This window comes from Pseudomonas sp. GD04015 (assembly GCF_029837675.1).
Lineage (GTDB): Bacteria > Pseudomonadota > Gammaproteobacteria > Pseudomonadales > Pseudomonadaceae > Aquipseudomonas > Aquipseudomonas paralcaligenes.
The window spans coordinates 49,449-68,920 of sequence record NZ_JAOEEE010000029.1 but is presented as its reverse complement, the minus strand read 5'-3'; the positions used below and the strand labels follow the sequence as shown (position 1 = coordinate 68,920).

Sequence of the window (19,472 nt, the reverse complement as noted above, 5' to 3'; positions counted from 1 at the left end):
GACTGCCCGCCGCCGCTGCCCGTGCAGGCGGCGCCGCTGTCCATCGTCGGCGTGCGCGACGGCGACCGCCTGCGCCGTCCCGCCAGCAGCGACGGGCCGTTGCGCCTGAAACTCTCGGCCTTGGGCGGCAGCGGCACGCGCTGGTGGTTCCTCGACGGCGCGCCGGTGGGCGAGAGCCAGCCGGGGGAGAGCATCGAGCAGAAGCTGAGCGCCTCCGGGGTCTACCAGCTGAGCCTGCTGGACCAGAGTGGGGCGACGGCGCGAGTGGAGTTCCAGGTGAGCGAGTAGCTCGCCGCTGCCCGGGTCATTCGGGTTGCCCGGCCAGGGCCAGGCGGTCGCGGCCTTCGCTCTTGGCCCGGTAGAGAGCGTCGTCGACGCGCTTGAAGAAGGCTTCGGCGGTGTCGTCCAGCGCTGCGTCGAAGCTGCCGGCGCCGAGACTGGTGGTCAGCGGCAGGCGCAGGCCCTGGAGTTCGAAACCCTGGCTGGCGAGGCTGCTGCGGAAGTGCTCGGCCAGGGCGCAGGCTTCTTCCAGCGGGGTGCCGGGCATCAGTACGCCGAACTCCTCGCCGCCCAGGCGCAGCAGGGCATCGCTGTCGCGGCGGAACACCTGGCGCATGCGCTCGGCGAAGTCGCTCAGGCAGATGTCGCCGCTGCTGTGGCCGTGCTCGTCGTTGATCCGCTTGAAGAAGTCGATGTCCATCAGCACCAGCGACAGCGGCGTGCCCTGGCGCCGGGCGCTGGCGACCAGGCTCGGGAACAGGCTGTTGAACTGCAGGCGGTTGCCCAGCTGGGTCAGCGGGTCGGTGCGGCTGAGCCGGTCGTAGCGCTCGCGCTGGTCGACCAGCTGCTGCTCCATGGCCAGGGTGGCGTGGTACTCGCGGTGGCTGCGGTTCAGCGCCAGCAGCAGGTAAGTGAGGTAGAAGCCGAGGGTGATGGCCAGCGCTTCCTGGCTGTCCCACTGCGCCGCCAGCGCGGCGAGGCCGGGCGCGTAGAGCAGCAGGATGGCCAGCACGCAGCGGGCCTTGCGCATGGGGAAGTTGAAGGCCATGGCGGTGCTGAAGGCCACGGTGCTGAGGGTGGCGATCAGCCGCGACGGCTCGAACTCCGGGCGCAGCAGCGTCCAGGCGTGGGCCAGGCCCCAGCCCAGGCTGGTGAGCAGGATCAGACCCCAGTGGCGGTCGATCCACTGGCCCAGGCTGGCATCGTTCTCCTGGGCCGGCAGGCGGTGCAGCCAGCGCAGCGCCATCATCACGGCGAAGAACAGGGTGCCGAGCAGGCCCAGGACCTGCATGGAGCCGGGGGCCGCGCTGAAGCCCCAGGTCAGCAGCCAGGCCAGCAGGTAGTAGATGCCGCCCAGGCGGGTGCGGACCCGGGTGTCCTGGCTTTCGCGGAGAAGGGGGAAGGTGGCACTGAGGGAGAACGGGGTTTCGGGGGCCATGTGTTGTGATCACAAATGCGGCATATCAGCAGCATAGCGTCGCCAACCGGTCAAATAAAGCAAAGTGCCAGCATTTCGTCGTCAGCCGCGACGGATCAGCCAGATGCCCCCGACGATGAGTGCCAGACCGGCGGCCTTGCCCACGGTGATGGGCGCTTCGCGAAAGCCCACCCAGCCGTTGTGGTCCAGCAGCAGGGCCATGCCCAGCTGGCCGGCGAGCACCAGCACCATGAACAGCAGGGCGCCGATGCGCGGGCCGGCGAAGGCGGCGGTGGCGATGAAGAACGCCCCGAGCAGGCCGCCACTCCAGTGCCACCAGGACAGCCCCTTGAACGCGGCCAGGCCGGAGACCTCGCGCTGGGCCAGGACGATGATCAGCAGGGCGAGGGTGCCGACCAGGAAGGAAACCAGGGCGGCGGCCATCACGCTGGACAGGTGCTTGGCCAGCTGGCCATTGATGCCGGCCTGCAGCGGCATCACGGCGCCGGCGATGAGGGGCAGGGCGAGCAGCCACCAGTTGGGCATGGCGGTCTCCGGAATGCGAGAGGAGTGCCGATTATGCCTGTTGTTGTCCCTTGGGTCAGCTTTGCAGCGGCTTGGCGAACTCCACCAGTGCCACCCGCGTCTGACCGCGCTGGCGCTCGACCAAGCCGGTCACCCGATAGCCCAGACGGGCGTAGAGCAGCAGGCCGGCGGCGTTGTCGTTGAAGCAGGAGACCTTGAGTTCGCGGGCGTCGAAGTCGCGGCTGGCGAGCCGCTCCATCACGCCGATCAGGTAGCGCGCCACGCCCTGGCCGCGGGCCCAGGGCGCGATCATCAGGTTGCCCAGGGCGCAGTAGTCGCCCGGCAGGCTCTGGTAGAAGTTGGCGAAACCGGCGGCACGCCCGTCGAGCAGGGCCAGGGTGTTGCCCCGGCGCTCGGCGAAGGCGGCCGCCAGTTGCTCACGGGTGAATGGCCAGTGGGCGCGGGGAAAGGCGTAGAACAGTTCGTCGGCGTTGCGCACGAAGCGCACCACCTCGTCCAGGTCGTCCGCGCTGGCGGGGCGGTGGCCGAGCAACTGGTCGCTCATCGCGGCGGATACTGCGCGATGACCTTGGCCACGGTCTGGCGGATGGCCGCCTCCCGCTCGCTGGGGCTGGGTGGCGACTGGCGCATGATCTGCTCGGCGCTGCCGCGCCACACCAGCTTACCGTCCTTGCCGTCGAACAGGTCGACCTGGATGGTGGCGACCTTGTATTCCACGGTGCGGGTCTCGTTGAAGGCCGGGCCGCCCCAGTAGCCTCCCCAATAACCGCCCCAGTAGCCACCGTAGTTGGTGCTGACCTGGTCCTGGCGCTCGTCGACGATCAGCCAGGCCTGCACCTTGAGGTCGGCTGCGCCGCCGCCCTGGGCCGGGCGCAGGCCGCGCTGGTCGAGTTCCTGGGCGACGGCGTCGCGGATGCGCTGTTCGGTAAGGTCGCTCTTGATCCGCGGATCGTCCGGCCGGTACTGCAGACCCGGCTCCTGCCAGCTCCAGCTGCGATAGGCGCCAAAGTCGCGGGTGGCGTCGAAGTCGCGTTCGACGTGGATGCTCTGGCAGGCGGCCAGCAGAAGCAGGAGCGGTGCCAGCAGAATTCGGGAAAGCATGATGCAAACCTCCTGGGTAGAGCCCCTATCGAACTGCAAGTCGGGCTGGCGGGCAAGCACTCGTCAGTGCGGCGGATAGGTGCCGAGGGCATCCGCCACGGCGCGGCGCAGGGCGTCCGCGTGCTCGCTGCGGCTGCCCTCGCCACGCGCCTCGGCGCTGCCGTTCCACACCGGCTGGCCGCTGGCGCCGTCGTACAGTTCGATGTTCACCACCGCCACCTCGACTTCGTAAGTGCGGGTCAGCGGCACGTGTCCGTACATGCCGTAGCGGTCGCCATAGGGGCCATTGCCATAGTAGCTGCCGTAGTCGTCGCGCACCTGGTACTGGCGCTTCTCCAGGCGCAGCGAGGCGCTCACCTGCAGGTCCGCGGCCTTGCCGGGGCGCACCGGGCGCAGCCCGCGCTGGTCCAGGCCGCCGCCCACCGCCTCGGCGACCAGCGCGCCGTCGGCCCAGGCGCTGCCGGCCGGCTGCTGGCGCCAGCTCCAGTCGCGGTAGTGGCCGTAGTCGCGTGGCGCCGCCGGGTAGGCGCTGCGGTCGAAATGCTCGGCCGCGCCGGGAGGCGCCGGCGGCAGCGGCTTGCCGTCGGCTACGTAGGGGTTGTGACTCTGGCAGGCGGCGAGAAGCAGGAGCAGCGGCGGCAGGAGGAGGGCTTTCATGATCACTCCGGAGTTTGGGCCGAGTGGACCCTATGTTCGGATGCAAGTCTGTTGGCTGATCATACCGGGGCCAAAGGAAAGGCTATGTACCCGTTAGTTGTTGCAGACCTTGTGGGAGCGGATTTATCCGCGAATTTCGCGGCCAATCGGAATGCCGTCCAGCCGCTCCCACAAAAGCAGGGTTGCGCCACCAACACGTAACGGGGGCATAGCCAAAGGAAACTCCCGAGCGCCACACGGCATCGCTGATCGGCCGATCAGCCTCTGCCAGGCGCTCCGATCCTGTGCCTGCAGAAGGCTTGGCGTAGCCGCGACGCCATCACTCGACGAACAGTTTCTGCACCGCCGAAAAGTCCAGCCGCCCATCTCCCTGCTTGAGCAGCATCCGGTACAGCTGCAGTGCCAGCGCGCCCATCGGCGTGCTGCTGCCGGTGGCCTGGGCCGCTTCCTGGGCCAGGCCCAGGTCCTTGGCCATCAGCTCGGCCATGAAGCCGCCGCTGTAGCCCCTGGATGCCGGCACATTCTCCATCACTCCCGGCCAGGGGTTGTACTTCTCCAGGCTCCAGTTGCCGCCCGAGCTCTGCCGCATGATCTCGGCCAGCACGGCCGGGTCGAGACCGCTGGCGACGCCCAGGGCCATGGCCTCGGCGGTGCCGATCATGTGTACCGCCAGCAACTGGTTGTTGCACACCTTGGCGACCTGGCCGGCGCCGTCCGGGCCGGCGTGGAAGATGTTCTTGCCCATCGCTTCCAGTACCGGCCGAGCGCGTTCCAGATGGCTGGCCTCGCCGCCGACCATGAAGGTCAGGGTGCCGGCAGCGGCGCCGGCGGTGCCGCCGGAGACGGGGGCGTCGAGCAGGGCGATGCCTTTGGTCGCGGCGGCGGCGTGAACCTTGCGAGCCGAGTCCGGGGCGATGGTCGAGCATTCCAGCACCAGGGCGTCGGCGGCGATCTTCTCCAGCAGGCCGTCTTCGCCCAGGTAGAGACTTTCCACGTGGCGGCTGGCGGGCAGCATGCTGACCACCACGGCGGCGCCCCTGACCGCGTCGGCGGCGCTGCCGGCGGGCTGGGCGCCTTCGGTGACCAGGGTGTCGACGGCTTCCTTGACCAGGTCGAAGACGCACACGGCGAAGCCATTCTTGAGCAGGTTGCGGGCCATGGGCAGGCCCATGTGGCCGAGGCCGATGAAGGCGATCTGGGTCATTGTTGTTGTTCTCCTCGTATGTCCGCGTGGGGCCATGAGTGGGGGCGGCTGGGCGGCATTCCGACTGGCCGCGCAAAGAGCATCGCGGCCAAGGCCGCTCCCACGGTTACAGGTCTGCCAGGGGGTGGGCACCCTCCCATGCCGGAGCGAAGTGCGCCTCGATCACCGCGCGAGGGATGGCGGCCGGATCGGGCCAGTGCCACTTCGGCGCCTGGTCCTTGTCGATCAGGCGGGCACGCACGCCTTCCGGGAATTCCGGGTGGCGGCAGCAGTTCAGGCTCATGGCGTATTCCATGCGGAACACCTCGGCCAGGGACAGGTGGCGGGCGCGGCGGATCTGTTCCCAGACCAGGTGGGCGGTCAGCGGGCAGCCGGCGGCCAGGGTCTTAGCAGCGCGTGCCAGCAGCGGGTCGGCATCGTGCTGCAGGGCGGTCAGGGCGTGCCAGGCGGCGGGCAGGTCGGCCAGGTCGAGCAGGGCGTCGAGGCGTTCGCGGCGCGGCAGCCACTGGGCTTCCGGCAGGTCGGGACGGGCCTCCTGCTCCAGGGCGCGGAGCAGGCTGCTGAGCTGCTCGGGCGCCTGGTGCCGCCAGTTCATCTGCACCAGGCCCTCGATCAGGCTTTCCTGCTGGTCTTCGCGGAGGAAGCGGTCGGCCAGGTTCAGGTCCAGCGCGTCGCGGGCATTGATGCCGGCGGCGGTGAGGCCGAGGAACAGGCCGAGCCTGCCCGGCAGGCGGGCGAGGAACCAGCTGCCGCCCACATCCGGGTACAGGCCGATATTGATCTCCGGCATGCCCAGGCGGCTGCTCGGGGTGACGATGCGGATCGCCGCGCCCTGCATCAGGCCCATGCCGCCGCCCAGCACGTGGCCGTGGGCCCAGCACAGCAGCGGTTTCGGGTAGGTGTGGATGCGGTGGTCGAGGCGGTATTCGTCGGCGAAGAAGCGCCGCGCCAGCGGCGGTACCTCGCCGGGGTGTTCGCGGCACTGTTGTACAAGCTGCACCACGTCGCCGCCGGCGCAGAAGGCCTTGGGCCCGTTGCCGCGCAGCAGCACGCAGGCGATGTGTTCGTCCTCGGCCCACTGGCGCAGCCTGGCATCCAGTGCTTCGATCATCGGCAGGGTCAGGGCGTTGAGGCTCTTTTCCGCGTCCAGGCTGGCGATGCCGATGCGGAAGCCGTTCAGGCCAGGGCGTTCTTCGAAGGTCACGTTCATCTTGCTATCCGTTCGTGCAGGGCGGGTGGAACACGCGGCTCATGCCTTGCTGCCATCACGCGGGTTGCACCCGCCCTACTTGTTGCGCCACTGGGCGTCGCGTTTTTCTAGGAAGGCGTTGACGCCTTCGCGGGTGTCGTCGGCGTCGAACAGGTCGACGAAGCGCTCGCGCTCCTCGGACAGCCAGGTGTTCGGGCCGCGCTCGCGGGCGCCCTGGATCAGCGGCTTGATGGTGCGCACCGCCACCGGGCTCTGCTGCGCCACCTTGGCCGCCAGCAGCAGGGCAGTGCCGCGCGCCTCGCCGGTGTCGACCACCTGCTCGATGAGTCCGATGCGCAGGGCGGTCTCGGCGTCGATGCGTTCGCCGCAGAGGATCAGGCGCTTGGCCCAGCCCTCGCCGACCAGCCAGGGCAGGGCCTGGGTGCCGCCGGCGCAGGGCAGCAGGCCGACGGTGGCTTCCGGCAGGGCCATCTGCGCCTGGCGCTCGGCGATGCGGATGTCGCAGGCCAGGGCGCATTCCAGGCCGCCGCCCATGGCGTAGCCGTTGATCGCGGCGATCGATACGCCACGGAAGTCGCGCAGTGTCTCGAAGGCTTCGCCGAAGCGCCGCGCCATTTCTCGGGCGCGGGCCTTGTCGCCGTCGGCGAACAGCTTGAGGTCGGCGCCGGCGCTGAAGAACTTGCCGCCCTGGCCGGTCACCACCAGGGCGTAGATGTCGTCGTCGCGGTTGAGGTGCTCGACCACCTGCTTGAGGCCGATCAGCGAGTCGCGGTCCCAGGTGTTGGCCGGTGGGTGGTTGATGGTGATCAGCGCCGTATGGCCGTGCTTTTCCACGGTCAGCTTGTGGGTCAGGTCGAACATGCCGGGGTTGTAGGGTTCGATGGCGGTGGTCATGACGTTCCTCGTTAGTTGACTCCCCTCTCCCCCTGGGAGAGGGGCCGAGGGTGAGGGGTATGCCAGGCGACTCCGCGTCACCCGCCAGCCCCTCACCCTGGCCCTCTCCCGGAGGGAGAGGGGACTAAGGGCTACAGCAGGCGATCCAGCATGCCGCCCTGGTCCAGCAGGCGGCGGGCGATGATCACCCGCATGATCTCGTTGGTGCCTTCCAGTATCTGGTGCACGCGGCTGTCGCGCACCCAGCGCTCCAGCGGGTAGTCGTTCAGGTAACCATAGCCGCCGTGCAGTTGCAGGGCGTCGTTGCACAGGGCGAAGCAGTGGTCGGTGGCGAAGCGCTTGGCCATGGCGCAGTACAGGCTGGCCTCGCCGTGGCTATGGTCCAGCTTGTGCGCGGCCAGGCGCACCATCTGCCGGCTGGCGGTCAGGTCGGTGAGCATGTCGGCGAGCTTGAACTGCAGGGCCTGGAACTCGGCCAGGGCCTTGCCGAACTGCTTGCGTTCCTCGACGTAGCGCAGGCTCTGTTCCAGCGCCGCCTGGGCCGCGCCCAGGGAGCAGCTGGCGATGTTCAGGCGGCCGCCGTCCAGCCCTTTCATGGCGTAGACGAAGCCCTGGCCCTCCGGGCCGATGCGGTTGCCGGCGGGGATGCGCACGCCCTCGAAGGTGATGGTGCGGGTCGGTTGTGCCTTCCAGCCCATCTTGTCCTCGTTGCGCCCGTACTTCACACCGGCGGCGTCGGCCGGCACCAGGAAGCAGGAGATGCCCCTGGCGCCGTCCTCGCCGGTGCGTGCCATGACGATCAGCACGTCGGTCGATCCCGCGCCGGAGATAAAGCATTTGCTGCCGTCCAGCACGTAGTCGTCGCCCTCGCGCCGGGCACGGGTGCGCAGGCGGGCGGCGTCGGAGCCGGCGTCCGGTTCGGTGAGGCAGTAGGAGGCCAGCAGCTCGCCGCCGGTCAGGCCCGGCAGGTACTGCGCTTTCAGGGACTCATCGCCAAAACTCGCCAACATCCACGAGGCCATGTTGTGGATGGTCAGGTAGGCCGTGGTGGCCACGCAGCCGGCGGCGAGCTGTTCGAAGATCAGCGAGCTGGCGAGCCGCGAGAGGCCGAGGCCGCCGTCCTCCTCGCCGATGTACAGGGCCAGGTAGCCCTGTTCGGCGGCGCGGCGGATCACCTCCACCGGGAAGTGGTGCTCGCGGTCCCAGTCGGCGGCGTGGGGCGCCAGTTCCCGCGCGGCGAAGGCGCGGGCGCTGTCGACCAGCAGGCGTTGTTCCTCGTTCAGCTCAAAGTCCATAGGCGCTCATTGCAGGGTGGTGGGCTGGCCGGCGGCGCGCCGTTCGGCCTGCCATTCGGCGAGGCTGGGGGCGGCCTGTTCTCCGTCCAGGCGGTGGACGATCTCGAAGTAATCCTGATGACGCGGCGAGGCCATCACCTCGGCGCGGCTCTTCACCCGCACCGCGTACACGGTCTGCACGTTCTGGTGGTCGAAGGCACGCCACTGCTGCGGGCCCTTGAGCAGGCTGTAGCGGTGGCCTTCCAGCGCCTTGATCAGCGCCTCGCTGTCCAGGCTCCTGGCGCGGCCGGCGGCGTCCGCCCACTGCTGGACGATGCTGTAGGCCGAGGCGGCGGCGCTGGAGGGGTAGACCTCGTAGCGTTCGGTGAAGTTGCGCACGAAGGCCTGGCCGGCCTGGCTGCCTTCCAGTTCCGGCACGCGCCAGGTCCAGGGTTCGGTGCCGAGCACGCCTTCCATCAGGCCGGGGCCGGCCTGCTCGACGATGCCCTGGGTCAGGTTGGGCGCGACGATCTGCATGCGCCGGGTCAGGCCGAGGCTCTCGGCGATGCGCATGGCACGCACCAGGTCCTCGCCGAACAGCACCAGGACCAGCACCTGGGCGTCGCTCTGCGCGGCCTGGGTCAGGGCGTTCTGGTAGTCGGCCACGCGCGCGCCCGGGAAGGGCACCTTGAGGCCCGGGTGGCGCGCGCCGTCCTGGGTGCCGGTGGTCTCGCGCAGCGAGCTTTCGGTGGTGTTGCCCCAGGTGTAGTCGGCGGTGACGTAGAAGTAGGACTTGTCCGGCAGGTTCTTGGCCAGGTACTGGCCGAGCACGCGGGCGCTCATCCAGGCGTTGTTGCACTCGCGGAACAGGTAGCGGTGGCCGTCCTTGCCGGTGGTGTCGTTGGAGTAGGTGAGGGTGCCGAAGTACAGCAGGCCGCGCTCCTGGGCGCGTTTGCCGGCGGCGATGGCGGCCGCGCTGGACGCGCCGCCGAAGAGCATCGCGGCGCCTTCGCCGGCCAGCTTGTCGACGTTGCGCGCGGCCTTCTCGGGGCGCGAGGCGTCGTCCAGGCTGGACAGCCGTAGCGGGCGGCCGAGCACGCCGCCCTTGGCGTTCAGCTCGTCGATGGCCAGCAGGGCTCCACGCATCTGTGCCAGTCCTTCTTCCTTGTAGCTGCCGGTGCGCGGGTAGCTGAGACCGAGGGTGATCGGCTCGGCCGCCTGCGCGGCGGCGGTGAGTCCGGCCCAGAGGGCCAGACAGGCGGTCAATCGTTTCATGGCAGTGCTCCTTGTTCTTTTTGTGCCAGGGCCGACTGTGCAGCCCTGGCGAACGAGGAGGCATTGTCTTTTCGTCGTAGTGGCACCGTGTTGCGGTGCGTCAACGCTTACTTGAGTTGGATGGTCATGTTCGGTCCAGTCACCGGACTGTCATCGAACCAGCGGCTGGTGACCGTCTTGGTCTCGGTGTAGAAGCGCACCGCCTGCTTGCCGTAGGCGTGCAGGTCGCCATAGAAGGAGCCCTTCCAGCCGGTGAAGGAGAAGAACGGCAGCGGCACCGGGATCGGCACGTTGATGCCCACCTGGCCGACCTCCACCGCGTGCTGGTAGTGGCGCGCGGCGCCGCCGGAGCGGGTGAAGATGCTGGTGCCGTTGCCATAGGGGCTGGCGTTGACCAGTTCGATGGCGTCTTCCAGGGTGTCGACCTCCATGCACACCAGCACCGGGCCGAAGATTTCCTCGCGGTACAGGCTCATTTTGGTCGTCACGCCACGGAACAGGGTCGGGCCCAGCCAGTTGCCGTCCGGATAGCCCGGCACCTCGCAGTGGGAGCCGTCGAGCAGGCATTCGGCGCCTTCCGCCTTGCCCTCGGCGATCAGCTTCTGCACGCGCTGCTTGGCCTGCTGGCTGATCAGCGGGCCGTAGGCGGCGCCGCTGTCCTTCCAGTACCCGGGACGCAGCTCGGCCATCTGCGCGGCCAGTTCGGGAATCCACTGCTTCGACTCGCCGACGAATACCGCCACGCTGATCGCCATGCAGCGCTGCCCAGCGGCGCCGCAGCTGGCGCCGAGCAGGTTGCTGAGCACCTGGTCCTTGGGCGCGTCGGGCATGATCACCATGTGGTTCTTGGCGCCGGCGAAGGCCTGTACGCGCTTCAGGTGCTGGGTGCCGGTGCGGTAGATGTGCTGGCCCACCGGCACCGAGCCGACGAAGGAGATGGCGCGGATGTCCTCGTGGGTGAGCAGGGCGTCGACCACCTCGCGGCCGCCATGCAGCACCTGCAGCACGCCGGCCGGCGCGCCGGCTTCGAGGAACAGCTCGGCCAGACGGTTGGGGGTCAGCGGGTCCTGCTCGGAGGGCTTGAGGATGAAGGTGTTGCCGCAGGCGATGGCCAGCGGGAACATCCACAGCGGGATCATCGCCGGGAAGTTGAACGGGGTGATGCCGACGCACACGCCCAGCGGCTGGATCCAGCTGGCGGTGTCGATCTCGCGGGCGACGTTTTCCACCGTCTCGCCCATCATCAGGCTGCAGATGTTGGCCGCGTGCTCGGCCACCTCGATGCCGCGCCAGACGTCGCCCTTGGCGTCGGCGAAGGTCTTGCCGGTTTCCGCCGCGAGAATCTCCGCCAGCTCGTCGTGGTGTTCCTTGAGCAGGTGCTGGTAGCGCAGCATCAGCCGCGCGCGTTCCGGCACCGGCACTTCGCGCCAGCTCTGGAAGGCCTTCCTGGCGCCGGCGATGGCGGCCTCGATTTCCTCGAAGGTGGCCTTGGGCGCCAGGGCCAGGACTTCCTGGGTGGCGGGGTCGGTCACTTCGATCAGTTCGCGGGCGCTGCTGGCCTGCCACTGACCGTCGATCAGCTGCGGGATCACCTGGGGCATCGTGGGCCTCCTGTTTGTTCTTGTGTGCAGCAGTTATAGCCGCAGTCGGCGGGCCTGTGGATTGACGATCTTGCCGATCGGATGGACGATCTTGGCATTCGTACAGGGATGAGAACGCCATGAGCGCCTCCGTGGAAACCTCCAACTGGCCGCTGCCGGCCAACGGCCTGCGCTTCGTCGTGCCGCCCCGGCTGCGCCGTGTGCTGGCTCGTCACCCCCTGACCAGTGGCTGCTTCCCGCTGGCCCTGGGCTACTACCCGGAGGCCGCCGGGCACCGCATGCGGCGTACCCAGCCGGATGACCACCTGCTGATCTACTGCCGCGCCGGGCGGGGCTGGCTGGAGACCGGGGATGGACGATTCGAGGTGGGCGGTGGCGACCTGCTGCTGCTCCCGCGTGGCCAAGCCCATGCCTACGGCGCCGATGCCGAACGGCCCTGGACCATCCATTGGGTGCATTTCGACGGCGCCCTGAGCGAGGACTTCCTGCGCCTGCTGGGCTGGACCGGCGTGCGGCGCATCGGCATGCAGCCGCGCCTGATGGCCGACTTCGAGGCGCTGCTCGGCCTGCACCGCCAGGGCCTCCACCCGGCGCACTTCGTCCACGCCGCCCACCAGTTGCAGGCGCTGCTCAGCTCCCTGGCGGTGCTGCCGGCGCGCACCACGCTGAAGTCAGGCCGGGTGCTGGACGTGGAGGCGGTGCGGGCGGTGATGCGCAGCCACCTGCACGGCAGCCTGGAACTGGACGAGCTGGCGGCGCAGTTCAAGCTGTCGCGCTTCCACTTCGCCAAGACCTACCGCGCCCTGACCGGCCACGCGCCGATCCAGGATTTCATCCAGCTGAAGATGGCCCAGGCCTGCCGCCTGCTCGACCAGGGCACGCTGGAGGTACGGCAGATCGCCGAGCAGCTGGGCTACGACGATCCCTATTACTTCTCGCGGCTGTTCAGGAAGGTGGTGGGCATGGCGCCCAGTCACTACCGGGCGCTGCACCAGGGCTGATCAGGCGAGCAGCCGCAGCCACAGTTGCAGCTCCTGGCGCAGTTCCTCGCGCAGGGCGGCCAGCGGCGCCTCCAGCCCCAGGCGGAGCTGGGCGGGCAGCACTTCCGGCAGGTCGTCGGCGGCGCTCTGCAGCGCGCTGGCGACCAGCACCAGGTCGGCTAGGTCGGCGCGGCCGGGGTGTTCGCGCAGCCATTTGCCGCGCTGCCGCGCGCAGTCGATGATCGCCGTCGGCACCTGCCAGCGGGTCAGTACCAGGGCGCCGATGTCGCCCGACAATTCCTCGCACAGTGCGTCCAGCGCCTCCAGCTCGCGGGGGTAGTCCGGCCAGTGCTCCAGTTCGGCCAGCAGCGGCAGGCTGCCGATGTCCTGCAGCAGACCGCCGAGCATCGCCTCGTCGAGCAGCAGGCCGCTGCGCTGGGCCAGGGCCGCGCAGTAGGCGGCGCGTTCGCGGGCGCGCCGCCAGCGCAGGGTGAAGGCCTTCTGCAGGGCGGCTTCCGGGCTGGAGAACAGGTGGCGCAGGGAGAAGCCCAGTACCAGGTCGTTGAGCTGGCGGGTGCCGAGCCGCGCCAGCAGGTCGCGCATCGACACGCACGGCCGGCCGCCGCGCAGCAGCGGGCTCTCGGCGAACTGCATGAGGTAGGCGGCCAGCGGCGGGTCGCTGTTGATCACCCGGGCCAGCTGCTCCAGCGAGGTGCGCGGGTCTTCCAACAGGCGGCGGATGCGCAGCGCGGCTTCGGGCATCTGCGGCACCTTGGCCTGCCCCTTGAGGAAGCGGGTGAGCAAGGCGAAGCGCACGGCATTGACGGACTGCGACATGGGGCATGGCGGGGGCGAGGGGATGAGTGGGCGATGCTAGCAAATCGCCCGGTGGCGCGGAATCCACGTCGAGGCTGGGATGGGTGCAGCGCGGGTTACGCCAGCTCGACCCGGCCGAAGCGGGCGTCGGGGTCGAGCTGGGTGATCGCCCGCAGCTGGTCGAGGCGCACCTCCCGCTGGCCGTCCTCGGTCTGCAGCAGGAGGAATTCCTCCTTGCTCGGCGCCGTGCGCGTGTCCAGCGCACGGGCCACGAAGCTTGCTCCCTCCACCAGCTCTATCTGCAGCCGATAGCCGTGCAGGCAGGCGAGTTCCAGGTAGTCGTACAGGTCGCAGTCCAGCGGGCGATAGGTGCTCATGGCGAGTCCTCCATAGCGGTCAGCCTAGACCCGGGCGATGGTGGCCAGGCCGGTGGCGATCAGTTTTTCCGCACCATCCTGCACCGCGAACACGTCGGCGCGGCATACCGCCTGGCGCCGCCCGGCCTTGAGCACCTCGCTGCGGCACACCAGGCGCTCGCCCAGGGCCGGCGCCAGCAGGTTGAGCTTGTATTCGCTGGTGACCACGTCGCCCACCATGGAGGCCGCGGCCCAGGCGCAGCCGCTGTCGACCATGAAGCCGACCACGGCGCCGTGCAGGTAGCCGTGGTGCTGGCACAGGTCCGGGCGGCTGCGCACCTGCAGGCTGACCCGGCCCGGGGAGAAGTCGAGCAGCTCGGCGCCCAGTAGCTGGGCGAAGGTGGAATGTTCCAGCGCCTGCTCCAGGCGCTCGCGGCTGATGCCGGTTGCGGTCTCGGTTCCGGTCTCGGTGGCGGTGTCCATGCGCTGTGCTCCAGATGAGGTGAGCCTGCAGTCTTGGCCGGCTTGCCTCTGGCCGCCAAGCGCATCCACTCGCGTGATGGGCGGGCATCAGCAGGGCGGGTGAAGCCCCCGCGCATTTCCTTCGCCAGGGCTATCGGGTACTCACGTCCCTGGATCCCCGCGAAGGTGGGGATCCAGGGATGGGGTGCCTGAGCTCGCATGGATTCCCGCCTGCGCGGGAATGACGGAGATTTCCTGACTTGCGTGTAGGGCCTTCACCCGATGCCCCTGCCGACGCCCCCGTCATCCCCGCGAAGGCGGGGACCCAGAAAACAACGCACGGGGCCCTTCGCGTATTGACTTGCCTCCGGCCCTTGCCTAGCGTGCCGTCTTTGTTTCGCAGCAGGGAAAAAGCGCATGAGCGACGACCGCATCAAACTCGAACCGGGCTGGAAGGAGGCCCTGCGCGACGAGTTCGACAAGCCCTACATGAAGGCGCTGGGCGAGTTCCTCAGGGCCGAGAAGGCCGCCGGCAAGGTGATCTACCCGCCGGGGCCGCTGATCTTCAACGCGCTCAATTCCACCCCGCTGGACAAGGTCAAGGTGGTGATCATCGGCCAGGACCCGTACCACGGTCCTGGCCAGGCCCACGGCCTGTGCTTCTCGGTGCAGCCCGGCGTGCCGGCGCCGCCCTCGCTGCAGAACATCTTCAAGGAGCTCAAGCGCGACCTGAACATCGACATCCCCAGCCACGGCTACCTGCAGAGCTGGGCGGAGCAGGGCGTGCTGCTGCTCAACACCTCGCTGACCGTGCAGCAGGCCAGCGCCGGCTCCCACGCCGACAAGGGCTGGCAGCCGTTCACCGACAAGGTGATCGAGGTGGTCAACGCGCGCCCGGGCAACTTGGTGTTCCTGCTCTGGGGCTCCCACGCGCAGAGCAAGCAGAAGCTGATCGACACCACCCGCCATCTGGTGCTGAAGTCGGCGCACCCCTCGCCGCTGTCGGCCCACCGGGGCTTCCTCGGCAACGGCCACTTCAGTCGCACCAACAAGTACCTGGAGCAGTGCGGCCTCACTCCGATCGACTGGCGACTGCCTCCGCTGCAGGGGTAGCACAGGTAAGTCCGGCGATATCCTCGCGCAGGGTGCCGAGGCGCTCGTTCAGACGCTCGCGCTGCGCCGGGCTGGCGCTGGCGATGAGCTGGTCGAGCAGCTCCGCCAGGCCGTGCTCGCTGTCGGCGAAGGAGCGCCGGTAGTCCTCGCTCCAGTAGTCCTGGCGCTCGCGCAGCAGGGCGTCGATGCGCTGGGGGAAGTCGGTGCTGCGGCGTCCTTCCAGTTCCTCCAGCAGTGCCGCCTGCCAGCGCTCGCGGCTCTCCAGCCACAGTCGGTTCTGTTCGCCGCGCTCCTGCGACCAGGCTTGCACCAGGGCCTTCTGCCGGGCGTCCAGCTTGCCGAACCAGGGCTCCAGGCGTTCCTCGGTGGTCTCGCTGCGTTTGGCGATCTGTTTGGTCAGGGGCGGTTCGACGAATTCCCGGCGCAGCTTCTGGTTCTCCTTGGCCATCGACTGGCGCAGTTGCTGCACCTGCTTCGGGCTGAGCTGTTGCAGCAGGCCGGCGGCGGTCGGGCTGATTTCGCTGGACACATCGCCGAGCGCGTCGCGCAGGTCGAGGAAGCGGGCCTTGAGGTGGGCGGCGTCGAGCTGGCCGGCCCGCAGGTTGGCGCGGTCCTGGTCCAGCCAGTCGGCCAGCTGCGGCAGCTGGGTGCTGCAATGCCAGGCCAGGTGCTGGCTGATGCGCGGCTTGAGCCAGGCCTTCTGTTCGGCGTTGAGGTCGAGGTAGCTGTCGATGCGCCAGGCCAGCAGCAAGTCGAGGTTGCGGTAGGCCAGGTCGAGGCGGCTGCAGGCGGTGAGCAGGGAGATGCCGGCCAGCAGCGCGAGCAGGGGCAGGGAGAGGAAGCGTCTTCGCATGTGAGGCCCTCGCCGTCGGTTACCTGGGGGCGGAGGATAATGCGTGCGGATGACAACGGCGCGGCGGCGACACATCCGCTAAAAAACTCGGCCTCAGTCCAGGCGTTTGTGGATGCGCGAAACCGCCAGGCCCAGCAGTGCCGCGCAGAACACTATTAGGATCAGCACCTCCAGCCACAGTTCAAGCAATCCGGCCTGGCGCAGCATGATGCCGCGGGACAGGCGCAGGTAGTGGGTGAGCGGCATCAGCTCGGCGAACCACTGGGCCACCCTGGGCATGCCGGCGAAGGGGAACATGAAGCCGGACAGCAGGATCTGCGGCAGGAAGGTGAAGAAGGCCATCTGCATCGCCTGGAACTGGGTGCTGGCCAGGGTCGACAGCCACACGCCGAGGGCCAGGCTGGCGACGATGAACAGCAGCGAGGCACCGTACAGTTCGAGGATCGAGCCGCGCACCGGCACCTCGAACAGCCAGTGGCCGACCACCAGGATCACCGTCACCTGGATCAGGCCGATGCCGACGAAGGGCAGCACCTTGCCCAGGGTCAGCTCCCAGGGCGACACCGGCGTGGCGATCAGCAGTTCCAGGTTGCCGTGCTCGCGCTCGCGGACCAGGGCGACGGCGGTGAACAGCACCATGGTCATGGTCAGGATCACGCCGAGCAGCCCCGGCACCGTGTTCAGTGGCGCCAGGCGCTCCGGGTTGTAGAAGTTGACCACCTCCACGCCCTGGGCCGCGCCCCAGCCGGGCAGCGGGTAGGCCGCCAGCTGGCGCGCCGAGGCCTGGATGCTCTGGTCGGAGCCGTCCACCACCAGCTGCAGCGGCGGGCGGTCCCGGCGCTGCAGGCGCGCCTCGAAGTCCGCCGGCACCACCAGCGCGGCGCTGATGCGACCCTCGCGCAGCAGGCGGTCGATGTCCTGCGGCTGCTCCAGCCGGTACTTCACCTCGATCACCTGGCTGGAGGTGATTTCCGCCACCACCTCGCGGGAGCGGGCGGTGTTGGCCTGGTCCAGCACCGCGGCCTCGATGCCGCGCACGTCCATGTTGATGGCGTAGCCGAACAGCACCAGTTCCAGCAGCGGCACGCCGGCGATCATGACGAAGGTCAGCTTGTCGCGGCGCAGCTGGCGCAGTTCCTTGAGGACGATGGCGCCCATGCGGCGCAGGTTCATGGAGTGGCCTCCAGCGGTTTGCGGGTGACGGCGACGAACACGTCTTCCAGGTTGGTCTCGCCGTCGCGCAGCCGGGCCTCGACCCCGGCCCGGCGCAGGGTGGCGGCGATGGCCTCGCGGCTGTCGCTGCCCTCGCAGAGCACCCGCAGGGTGGCGCCGATCTGGGCCATGGCCAGCACCCCGGGCTGTCCCTGCAGGGCGCGCTGGGCCTCGCGTGGCTGGGCGCAGTCGATCAGCAGCGGATGGCCGGGCAGGGCGTCCATCAGCTCGCGCGGGCTGCCGTCGGCCACCAGCCGGCCGGCGTCGAGAATTCCCAGGCGGGTGCAGCGCTCGGCCTCGTCCATGTAGTGGGTGGACACCAGCAGCGTGGTGCCCTGTTCGGCCAGCTCGAACAGCGAGTCCCAGAATTCCCGGCGCGACTGCGGGTCGACCGCGCTGGTCGGCTCGTCGAGCAGCAGCAGGTCGGGCTTGTGCAGCACGGCGCCGGCCAGGGCCAGGCGCTGCTTCTGGCCGCCGCTCATGGTGCCTGCCATCTGCCTGCGGCGGTCGGTGAGCCAGTAGCGCTCGAGCAGTTCGTCGATGCGCTGGCGGGTCTCGCGGCGGCCGATGCCCTGCACGGCGGCGAGGAACTCCAGGTTCTCCTGCACGGTGAGGTCCTCGTAGAGGGAGAACTTCTGGGTCATGTAGCCGATGTGCCGCTTCAGTTCCTCGGCGTCGCGCGGCACCTGGTAGCCGAGCACCTCCACCTCGCCCTCGCTGGGCTGCAGCAGGCCGCAGAGCATGCGGATGGTCGTGGACTTGCCGCAGCCGTTGGGGCCGAGGAAGCCGAACACCTCGGCGCGCGGCACCGACAGGTCGAGGTGGTCGACCGCGGTGAGCTTGCCGAAGCGCTTGCTCAGGCCGCGTGCGCAGATCACCAGCTCGTTGCCGTTCATTGCCGCCGCTCGTCGGCAAGACGCTCCGCGTGCAGCGGCAGGCCGGCCGGCAGCCGGCGCGCGGCTTCGCCTTCGAGCAGCAGTTCGGCGCGGTACATCAGGCGGCTGGCGTCGTCGCCGGTCAGGGCGTAGTAGGGGGTGAAGCTGGCTTCGCTGCGGATGTTGCGCACGCGGGCCTGGAACGGCTGCTCGATGCCTTCGACGAACACCCGCAGGCGGTCGCCGACCCGGACCTGAGCGCGGATGTCGGCCGGCACGAAGACCCGCGCATAGGGCGCCTCGCCGACCAGCAGGCTGGCCACCTCGGCGCCGGCCGGCGGCCGGTCGCCGACCTTGAACGGCAGCGCGTCCACCATCCCGGCGCGGGGCGCGCGCAGGCTCAGGTGCTCGCGGCCGACTTCGAGCTGGGCCAGGCCGGCACGGGCCGAGTCCAGGGCGGCGGCGGCCTGTTCCAGCTGCTCCGGGCGCGTGCCGTTGGTCAGCTCGCGCAGCTGGGCCTCGGCGCTGCGGCTGGCGGCGCCGGCCTGGTCGCGGGTGGCGCGGGCACGGTCCAGCTCGGCCACGGCCACCATCTTGCGACGGTGCAGTTCGGCGATGCGGGTGAAGTTGCGTTCGGCGTCGACCTGCTCGGCGCGGCTGCGCGCCAGGCTGGCGCGGGCCGAGTCGATGGTCTCGCTGCGCGCGCCGTTGCTCAGCTCGGCCAGGCGCGCGGCGGCCTGCTGCACCTCGCCGCGGGCCTGGGCGATGCGTGCGTCCTGGCGGCGCGGGTCCAGCTCCAGCAGCAGCTGGCCGGCCTCGACCCGGTCGCCTTCGGCCACCTGCCAGGACAGCACGGTTTCCGAGGCTTCCGCGGGCAGGCCGACCCGGTCCCATTCGAGGGTGCCGAGCAGCTGTTCGCCGCCGGCGTCGCAGCCGGCCAGGCAGGCCAGCAACAGGCTGGAAAGCAGCAGACGGTGCATTCAGGGCTCCATGGCGCCCCGCAACAGGGCGAGGGTGTGGGTGATCAGCGCGTCGTCGCCGATCTGCGCGTTGGCGAACACGCCACGCCAGATGGGCGCGGCGGCGTAGGGCAGCAGGGTGAGGCCGATCAGCGAGACCACCAGCAGGCGCGGGTCCAGCTCCGGGTTGAGCGCGCCGCGCGCCTGGGCGGCGGCGAAGCGCTGGGCCAGCAGCAGCGGCACCAGCGGGGCGACCCGGTCCATCAGGCGCTCGCGCAGCACGCCGCCCTCGCAGAGGATCTCGCGCACCCACAGCTGGGAGACCCACGGGTGCTCGGCGACGTTGCGGCTCATGTCGCGGATGAAGGCGCCGACCAGCTCCATCGGCTCGTCGCCGGCCTGCCGCAGGCCCTCGGCGGCGTTGGCCACCAGGGGCATGAAGCGTTCCTCGACCATCGCGTCGATCAGCCCTTCCTTGTTGCCGAAGTAGTAGTTGAGCAGGGCCGGGGTCACGCCGGCGTGCTCGGCGATGGTGCGCAGGCGGGTGGCCTGGATGCCCTGGTGGGCGAACAGGTCGGTGGCGATGTCCAGCAGCTGGGTACGCTGCACCGTGGCATCGGCGGCGGGGCGCCCGGGGGCGCGGGGAGTGCGGGGCTGTCGGTTCATG

At 69.5% G+C, this 19,472-nt stretch carries 21 protein-coding genes and 1 pseudogene; 3 read left to right on the top strand and 19 right to left on the bottom strand.

The features are described from left to right. A pseudogene (locus tag N7640_RS19990) lies at nt 1-288 on the top strand (penicillin-binding protein 1C); the annotation flags it as partial. Nucleotides 289-304: 16 nt separating this feature from the next. Here N7640_RS19990 and N7640_RS19985 read toward each other — a convergent pair. The 11 genes from N7640_RS19985 to N7640_RS19935 all read right to left on the bottom strand — a co-directional run bounded on the left by N7640_RS19985 (nt 305) and on the right by N7640_RS19935 (nt 11,179). Then, nucleotides 305-1,438 carry a GGDEF domain-containing protein gene (locus N7640_RS19985; RefSeq protein WP_279903590.1) on the bottom strand — a complete coding sequence of 378 codons (1,134 nt, stop codon included), beginning with the start codon at nt 1,436-1,438 and terminating at the stop codon, nt 305-307. A gap of 81 nt (nt 1,439-1,519) precedes the next feature. Next, entirely contained in the window at nt 1,520-1,963 is a 444-nt protein-coding gene (locus N7640_RS19980; RefSeq protein WP_279903591.1) for a DMT family transporter, read from the bottom strand. 55 nt (nt 1,964-2,018) lie between these two features. After that, nucleotides 2,019-2,507, bottom strand: coding sequence for a GNAT family N-acetyltransferase (locus N7640_RS19975; RefSeq protein WP_279903592.1), 489 nt, complete (start codon nt 2,505-2,507; stop codon nt 2,019-2,021). Continuing rightward, on the bottom strand, nt 2,504-3,064 hold the full coding sequence (locus tag N7640_RS19970; protein WP_279903593.1) for a DUF4136 domain-containing protein: 561 nt from the start codon (nt 3,062-3,064) through the stop codon (nt 2,504-2,506). Before N7640_RS19970 ends, N7640_RS19975 begins: the two co-directional genes overlap by 4 nt. A 63-nt stretch (nt 3,065-3,127) precedes the next feature. Continuing rightward, nucleotides 3,128-3,721, bottom strand: a complete 594-nt coding sequence (locus N7640_RS19965) for a DUF4136 domain-containing protein (RefSeq protein ID WP_279903594.1) — start codon at nt 3,719-3,721, stop codon at nt 3,128-3,130. Nucleotides 3,722-4,040: 319 nt separating this feature from the next. After that, nucleotides 4,041-4,925, bottom strand: coding sequence for a 3-hydroxyisobutyrate dehydrogenase (gene mmsB / locus N7640_RS19960; protein ID WP_279903595.1), 885 nt, complete (start codon nt 4,923-4,925; stop codon nt 4,041-4,043). A 106-nt stretch (nt 4,926-5,031) separates the two neighbouring features. After that, nucleotides 5,032-6,135, bottom strand: a complete 1,104-nt coding sequence (locus N7640_RS19955; RefSeq protein WP_279903596.1) for an enoyl-CoA hydratase/isomerase family protein — start codon at nt 6,133-6,135, stop codon at nt 5,032-5,034. A 75-nt stretch (nt 6,136-6,210) separates the two neighbouring features. Beyond that, on the bottom strand, nt 6,211-7,029 hold the full coding sequence (locus tag N7640_RS19950) for an enoyl-CoA hydratase (RefSeq protein ID WP_279903597.1): 819 nt from the start codon (nt 7,027-7,029) through the stop codon (nt 6,211-6,213). A gap of 131 nt (nt 7,030-7,160) precedes the next feature. Further along, the gene (locus N7640_RS19945) at nt 7,161-8,324 is read right to left on the bottom strand and encodes an acyl-CoA dehydrogenase family protein (protein ID WP_279903598.1); all 1,164 of its coding nucleotides are present in this window, start codon (nt 8,322-8,324) and stop codon (nt 7,161-7,163) included. Between the two features lie 6 nt (nt 8,325-8,330). Then, nucleotides 8,331-9,578, bottom strand: coding sequence for an ABC transporter substrate-binding protein (locus N7640_RS19940; protein ID WP_279903599.1), 1,248 nt, complete (start codon nt 9,576-9,578; stop codon nt 8,331-8,333). Nucleotides 9,579-9,685: 107 nt separating this feature from the next. After that, on the bottom strand, nt 9,686-11,179 hold the full coding sequence (locus tag N7640_RS19935; RefSeq protein WP_279903600.1) for a CoA-acylating methylmalonate-semialdehyde dehydrogenase: 1,494 nt from the start codon (nt 11,177-11,179) through the stop codon (nt 9,686-9,688). A 119-nt stretch (nt 11,180-11,298) separates the two neighbouring features. On the opposite strand from N7640_RS19935, the gene N7640_RS19930 reads away from it, so the two are divergent. Beyond that, a complete protein-coding gene (locus tag N7640_RS19930) occupies nt 11,299-12,180 on the top strand; it encodes an AraC family transcriptional regulator (RefSeq protein ID WP_279903601.1) in 882 nt (293 codons plus the stop codon). On the opposite strand, the gene N7640_RS19925 is transcribed toward N7640_RS19930, so the two are convergent. From N7640_RS19925 to N7640_RS19915, 3 genes are all read right to left on the bottom strand, one after another. After that, entirely contained in the window at nt 12,181-12,996 is an 816-nt protein-coding gene (locus N7640_RS19925; RefSeq protein ID WP_220815894.1) for an HDOD domain-containing protein, read from the bottom strand. Between the two features lie 95 nt (nt 12,997-13,091). Continuing rightward, entirely contained in the window at nt 13,092-13,352 is a 261-nt protein-coding gene (locus N7640_RS19920; protein WP_279903602.1) for a Rho-binding antiterminator, read from the bottom strand. Between the two features lie 24 nt (nt 13,353-13,376). Next, the gene (locus tag N7640_RS19915; protein ID WP_279903603.1) at nt 13,377-13,814 is read right to left on the bottom strand and encodes a PaaI family thioesterase; all 438 of its coding nucleotides are present in this window, start codon (nt 13,812-13,814) and stop codon (nt 13,377-13,379) included. Between the two features lie 396 nt (nt 13,815-14,210). Between N7640_RS19915 and ung the strand changes: the two genes are divergently transcribed. Continuing rightward, entirely contained in the window at nt 14,211-14,906 is a 696-nt protein-coding gene (gene ung / locus N7640_RS19910; RefSeq protein WP_279903604.1) for a uracil-DNA glycosylase, read from the top strand. Here ung and N7640_RS19905 read toward each other — a convergent pair. The 5 genes from N7640_RS19905 to N7640_RS19885 form a co-directional block, all read right to left on the bottom strand. Further along, entirely contained in the window at nt 14,866-15,759 is an 894-nt protein-coding gene (locus N7640_RS19905) for a DUF6279 family lipoprotein (protein WP_279903606.1), read from the bottom strand. The genes ung and N7640_RS19905 overlap by 41 nt on opposite strands. Nucleotides 15,760-15,852: 93 nt before the next feature. Further along, the gene (locus N7640_RS19900; protein WP_220815889.1) at nt 15,853-16,932 is read right to left on the bottom strand and encodes an ABC transporter permease; all 1,080 of its coding nucleotides are present in this window, start codon (nt 16,930-16,932) and stop codon (nt 15,853-15,855) included. Then, the gene (locus N7640_RS19895) at nt 16,929-17,867 is read right to left on the bottom strand and encodes an ABC transporter ATP-binding protein (RefSeq protein ID WP_279903607.1); all 939 of its coding nucleotides are present in this window, start codon (nt 17,865-17,867) and stop codon (nt 16,929-16,931) included. The genes N7640_RS19900 and N7640_RS19895 overlap by 4 nt, the downstream gene beginning before the upstream one ends. After that, complete coding sequence (locus tag N7640_RS19890) at nt 17,864-18,826, bottom strand: HlyD family efflux transporter periplasmic adaptor subunit (protein WP_279903608.1); 963 nt, start codon at nt 18,824-18,826, stop codon at nt 17,864-17,866. Before N7640_RS19890 ends, N7640_RS19895 begins: the two co-directional genes overlap by 4 nt. Then, complete coding sequence (locus N7640_RS19885; protein ID WP_279903609.1) at nt 18,827-19,471, bottom strand: TetR/AcrR family transcriptional regulator; 645 nt, start codon at nt 19,469-19,471, stop codon at nt 18,827-18,829. It lies immediately after the preceding gene. Nucleotide 19,472 lies beyond the last annotated feature (1 nt).

What these genes read in the sequence shown, in the direction of transcription:
- N7640_RS19955 (WP_279903596.1), bottom strand. Translation starts at nt 6,135, where the DNA reads ATGAACGTGACCTTCGAAGAACGCCCTGGCCTGAACGGCTTCCGCATC.
- N7640_RS19980 (WP_279903591.1), bottom strand. Translation starts at nt 1,963, where the DNA reads ATGCCCAACTGGTGGCTGCTCGCCCTGCCCCTCATCGCCGGCGCCGTG.
- N7640_RS19945 (WP_279903598.1), bottom strand. Translation starts at nt 8,324, where the DNA reads ATGGACTTTGAGCTGAACGAGGAACAACGCCTGCTGGTCGACAGCGCC.
- N7640_RS19895 (WP_279903607.1), bottom strand. Translation starts at nt 17,867, where the DNA reads ATGAACGGCAACGAGCTGGTGATCTGCGCACGCGGCCTGAGCAAGCGC.
- N7640_RS19900 (WP_220815889.1), bottom strand. Translation starts at nt 16,932, where the DNA reads ATGAACCTGCGCCGCATGGGCGCCATCGTCCTCAAGGAACTGCGCCAG.
- N7640_RS19965 (WP_279903594.1), bottom strand. Translation starts at nt 3,721, where the DNA reads ATGAAAGCCCTCCTCCTGCCGCCGCTGCTCCTGCTTCTCGCCGCCTGC.
- N7640_RS19930 (WP_279903601.1), top strand. Translation starts at nt 11,299, where the DNA reads ATGAGCGCCTCCGTGGAAACCTCCAACTGGCCGCTGCCGGCCAACGGC.
- N7640_RS19950 (WP_279903597.1), bottom strand. Translation starts at nt 7,029, where the DNA reads ATGACCACCGCCATCGAACCCTACAACCCCGGCATGTTCGACCTGACC.
- N7640_RS19935 (WP_279903600.1), bottom strand. Translation starts at nt 11,179, where the DNA reads ATGCCCCAGGTGATCCCGCAGCTGATCGACGGTCAGTGGCAGGCCAGC.
- N7640_RS19905 (WP_279903606.1), bottom strand. Translation starts at nt 15,759, where the DNA reads ATGCGAAGACGCTTCCTCTCCCTGCCCCTGCTCGCGCTGCTGGCCGGC.
- N7640_RS19970 (WP_279903593.1), bottom strand. Translation starts at nt 3,064, where the DNA reads ATGCTTTCCCGAATTCTGCTGGCACCGCTCCTGCTTCTGCTGGCCGCC.
- N7640_RS19885 (WP_279903609.1), bottom strand. Translation starts at nt 19,471, where the DNA reads ATGAACCGACAGCCCCGCACTCCCCGCGCCCCCGGGCGCCCCGCCGCC.
- N7640_RS19985 (WP_279903590.1), bottom strand. Translation starts at nt 1,438, where the DNA reads ATGGCCCCCGAAACCCCGTTCTCCCTCAGTGCCACCTTCCCCCTTCTC.
- N7640_RS19940 (WP_279903599.1), bottom strand. Translation starts at nt 9,578, where the DNA reads ATGAAACGATTGACCGCCTGTCTGGCCCTCTGGGCCGGACTCACCGCC.
- N7640_RS19920 (WP_279903602.1), bottom strand. Translation starts at nt 13,352, where the DNA reads ATGAGCACCTATCGCCCGCTGGACTGCGACCTGTACGACTACCTGGAA.
- N7640_RS19925 (WP_220815894.1), bottom strand. Translation starts at nt 12,996, where the DNA reads ATGTCGCAGTCCGTCAATGCCGTGCGCTTCGCCTTGCTCACCCGCTTC.
- mmsB (WP_279903595.1), bottom strand. Translation starts at nt 4,925, where the DNA reads ATGACCCAGATCGCCTTCATCGGCCTCGGCCACATGGGCCTGCCCATG.
- ung (WP_279903604.1), top strand. Translation starts at nt 14,211, where the DNA reads ATGAGCGACGACCGCATCAAACTCGAACCGGGCTGGAAGGAGGCCCTG.
- N7640_RS19890 (WP_279903608.1), bottom strand. Translation starts at nt 18,826, where the DNA reads ATGCACCGTCTGCTGCTTTCCAGCCTGTTGCTGGCCTGCCTGGCCGGC.
- N7640_RS19915 (WP_279903603.1), bottom strand. Translation starts at nt 13,814, where the DNA reads ATGGACACCGCCACCGAGACCGGAACCGAGACCGCAACCGGCATCAGC.
- N7640_RS19975 (WP_279903592.1), bottom strand. Translation starts at nt 2,507, where the DNA reads ATGAGCGACCAGTTGCTCGGCCACCGCCCCGCCAGCGCGGACGACCTG.